This is a genomic window from Streptomyces sp. 13-12-16, assembly GCF_002114215.1.
Lineage (GTDB): Bacteria > Actinomycetota > Actinomycetes > Streptomycetales > Streptomycetaceae > Streptomyces.
This window is the reverse complement of record NZ_NCTE01000413.1, coordinates 1-3,300: the sequence shown is the minus strand read 5'-3', so window position 1 is coordinate 3,300 and position 3,300 is coordinate 1. Positions and strand designations below refer to the sequence as shown.

The 3,300-nt window shown below is 73.2% G+C and carries 4 protein-coding genes and 1 pseudogene; 2 read left to right on the top strand and 3 right to left on the bottom strand.

What is annotated here, in order from left to right; all coding sequences use genetic code 11:
• The 3 genes and pseudogenes from B7767_RS16800 to B7767_RS16790 form a co-directional block, all read right to left on the bottom strand.
• A pseudogene (locus B7767_RS16800) lies at positions 1 to 243 on the bottom strand (tyrosinase co-factor); the annotation flags it as partial.
• A 74-nt stretch (positions 244 to 317) separates the two neighbouring features.
• On the bottom strand, positions 318 to 587 hold the full coding sequence (locus B7767_RS16795; RefSeq protein ID WP_085572899.1) for a hypothetical protein: 270 nt from the start codon (positions 585 to 587) through the stop codon (positions 318 to 320).
• 143 nt (positions 588 to 730) lie between these two features.
• A complete protein-coding gene (locus B7767_RS16790) occupies positions 731 to 1,405 on the bottom strand; it encodes a hypothetical protein (protein ID WP_085572898.1) in 675 nt (224 codons plus the stop codon).
• Positions 1,406 to 1,756: 351 nt separating this feature from the next.
• Between B7767_RS16790 and B7767_RS16785 the strand changes: the two genes are divergently transcribed.
• Positions 1,757 to 2,842 carry a DUF3344 domain-containing protein gene (locus tag B7767_RS16785; protein WP_085572897.1) on the top strand — a complete coding sequence of 362 codons (1,086 nt, stop codon included), beginning with the start codon at positions 1,757 to 1,759 and terminating at the stop codon, positions 2,840 to 2,842.
• 44 nt (positions 2,843 to 2,886) lie between these two features.
• On the top strand, positions 2,887 to 3,300 hold a 414-nt coding region (locus B7767_RS16780; RefSeq protein WP_143652521.1), incomplete at its 3' end, for a glycosyltransferase.

Genomic DNA, 3,300 nt, shown 5'->3' with positions numbered 1-3,300 from the left:
CTGGATGCGGCGGCCCCGGTGCGTCCGGTCGAAGGAGGCGCGGCCGGGGGCCTTCCCGGGCGTGGGGCGCGGTGCGCGGAAGGCGGCGAGCAGCGGTGCCAGGGCCGCGGCGAGCGCGCCGGTGCGCAGTCCGCGGGTCACGTCCCGCCGTGTTCTGCCCTCCGGGGCCGGTGGCGGTGGCGACTGTGTTTCCTTCGAGGTTCCGTCGATGTCGATGACCATCGGTCCGACTCCCTTGTCCATACGGTTCTCCGTGGCGGCAAACGGAATCCGGCCCCCAGTGGGAACTGGGGGCCGGATTTCGCAGGGGGTGCTTTTCAGGCGTGCAGCCCGAGGTCGCCGTGGACCGGCTTGGCGTCGTTCACCGTGGCCGCCGCTTCCTTCGTCGTGCCGAGCAGCGATTCGTCGTCGGTGTCGACGAGCGTCTTCGACTCGTGCGCCGGCATCAGCTCGAAGGGGACCGAGGTGCGCAGGCCGGTGTCGACGCCGGTCTGTGCCAGGTCGAGGGGTTCCGCGGACGCGGGCGCGGCGGCACCGGCGGCGATCAGGGTTCCGGCGAGGACGGCGGCAGCCTTCAGGGACTTCATCGTGTTCCTTTCTTCGGCGACGCGGGGGCGGTCACCGGAGGGGAATTCTGTCGCCGTGCCTAACGATCCCCGGCCGGAGCGGAAACCGTGGAGCGGGAGATTGGCAAGTCCTCATATGAGAGTTTTTCGAGGACGGCGGGGTTCTACGAAGACGCCGCGGGCGGCAGCAACAGCGAGGTGAGCGCGGGGAACGTGACCCCCGGGAGCAACGGCGGCTGCGCGGGGGCGGCCGGCGCGGGCAGGGTCGACACCTGGGACCCGGTGCCGAGCAGGGCGTCGACGAGGTCGTGCACCCGGGCCGCCAACTCACTGCCCAGCGTGGGTTCCTGAACGGCGTTCCCGTCCGCGACGGTGTCGGGCCGGAGCAGTTCGAGGAGGCTGTCGAGGGCCTCCCGCAGGGCGGCCATCTCCTCGCTCGTGAGGTCGTCCCCGGAGACGGTCAGCTGCGTGTCGTCCGTCGTCGTGACCGACGGCGACGGCTCGGTCGTGGTGGTGGTCTCGGTGGTGGTGGCCCCGGTCGTGGCCACCGGGTCCTCGTCGGCCGCCTCCGCCAGGGCTTTCCTCGCCGCGTCGCCCAGCTTCCCGACCTCGGCGGAGGATGCCCGGCCTTCGTCGGTCTCGAGCACGGCCTTCAGCAGGTCGACGACCGGGGCGAGTCCGTTCCCGTCCGCCTCGACGGTCCTGACCTGCGCGAGCAGTGCGGTGGAGGACGGCGCGCGGTCGTGTTCGGCCGCCATGGCGGCCGGGCCGGTGAGGCCGGCAAGAAGGGCGGCGCACAGTGCGCCGAGTGCGATGCGCCGGGCAGGCAGAGCGCGCATGGAGGTTCCTTTCGCAGGCTTCGGATCTTGAAGCCCACCGTGGGAGCGCCCGGGGGCTCCCGCAACCGGAGGTGCGCCATTCGGTTCCCGCCCCGCACCCGCCCCGCACCCGTCGCGCGTTCCGCCCGACGGGTCCCCGGGGGAGCGGCGGACCGGGGCGGCCAACCCCTTCTCCTTCCCCTGAACAGGCTTCATGATTCCAACACACATGCCACCTTTCGCCGAATTTCGGTGAATTTGTCCGTTTGGTGACTAGAGTTGCGAACCTCCGAAGCACCCTCATGGTCGGCCGCATCGCACTCGTCCCCGCTGCCTGCCACCACCACCCCGTTCCGAAAGGCTCCGACGGTCATGCGTCAATCCCTGGGTCAGATGCTTCGCCATGCGGCAGTGGGCGTCTTCTCCCTCGCAGCGATGTGGGTCCCCTGCGGCTCCGCCGCCGCCGCGCCGGTCGCCCCCTCCCCGGAGGCCGACGGCCTCGCCTTCTCCCAGCGGTACCGCGCGCTCCAGCACGGCGGCATCGTGCGGGCCGCCAACGCCTCCGCCACCTGCCGTGCCCAGGTGTCGTCGTGCCGGGACGTGCAGGCCGGGGCGCAGGGGGTGAACGGCGACTTCGACATGTTCTACATCGACGTCGACAGCGACCCGAACACGTACAACTCCTCCCGCGCGGAGGTCCGGCTGCCGACCGGCTCCCGGGTGACGTACGCCCGCCTGTACTGGGGCGGCAACCTGCTGGCCGGTGAGCAGAAGCCGTGGCAGGACAACGGGCGGGTGCTGATCGCCGAACCCGGCGGGGAGTACAAGGAACTGCTCGCCGACACGCTGGTGGGGCACCGGGTGGCGGACGGCGCGGACGCCTTCCAGGCCTCGGCGGACGTGACGGAGCTGGTGCGGGACAGCGCGCCGGGCCTGTACACGGTGGCCCAGGTCAATGTGGCCATGGGCAGGTCGGCGGCCGGGACCTGGGGCGGCTGGACGCTGGTGGTGGCGTACGAGAACCCGGCGGAACCGCTGCGGCACCTCGCGCTCTGGGACGGCTTCGCCCCGCTGGGCGGCCGCGCGGGGGTCGAGATGCCGCTGCGCGACCTGCCGTTCCCGGCGGGCGCCGGGGGCCGGGCGGGACTGGTGGCGTACAACGGCGACCGCGGCACCGCCGGTGACTCGCTCGTCCTCACCGCCGGCCCCACCCCCACCGCGTTCACCGACCGGGCCAACCCCTTCGACGACGTCCTGAACTCCACCATCGCCGACCCCGGCGGCGCGTCCCCCGCGCGGGTACCGGCGTACGCCAACACCCTGGGCTACGACTCCGACGTGTTCGACCTCGAAGGGGGCCTGCCGCTCGCCGGTGACCGGGCGGCCTTCCGGCTCACGTCCGAGCGGGACGCGGCATGGGCGGGCGTGCTCTTCGCCGCCGTCGACGCCCGGCGGTGAACGCCTCCGTGCCGGGCACCTTCGGAAGCGGGGAAACCGTGCCCGTGGAACCGTCGTCCGCCGGCCGCGGGCCGCGGGTCCTGCACCTCACCCAGCCGGTGGACGGCGGAGTGGCGCGTGTCGTGACGGACCTGGTCCGGGCCCAGCTCGCGGACGGCCTGGACGTGGTCGCGGCCTGCCCCGACAGCGCGCTCTCCGGCCGGCTCCGGTCGCTCGGCGCGCACGTACGGCACTGGAGGGCGACGCGTTCACCCGGCGCCTCGCTGGCGCGGGAGGTACGGCAGCTGGCCCGGCTGATCGACGAGGTGCGCCCCGACCTGGTGCACGCGCACAGCGCGAAGGCCGGGCTCGCCGGGCGGCTCGCGGTGCGCGGGCGCATCCCCACGGTGTTCCAGCCGCACGCCTGGTCGTTCGAGGCGGTGGGCGGCGGCACGGCGGCCCTCGCGCTGCGCTGGGAG

Bases quoted from the DNA above. Each gene is read 5' to 3' on its own strand.
- B7767_RS16795 (WP_085572899.1), bottom strand. From the start codon at position 587: ATGAAGTCCCTGAAGGCTGCCGCCGTCCTCGCCGGAACCCTGATCGCC.
- B7767_RS16785 (WP_085572897.1), top strand. From the start codon at position 1,757: ATGCGTCAATCCCTGGGTCAGATGCTTCGCCATGCGGCAGTGGGCGTC.
- B7767_RS16790 (WP_085572898.1), bottom strand. From the start codon at position 1,405: ATGCGCGCTCTGCCTGCCCGGCGCATCGCACTCGGCGCACTGTGCGCC.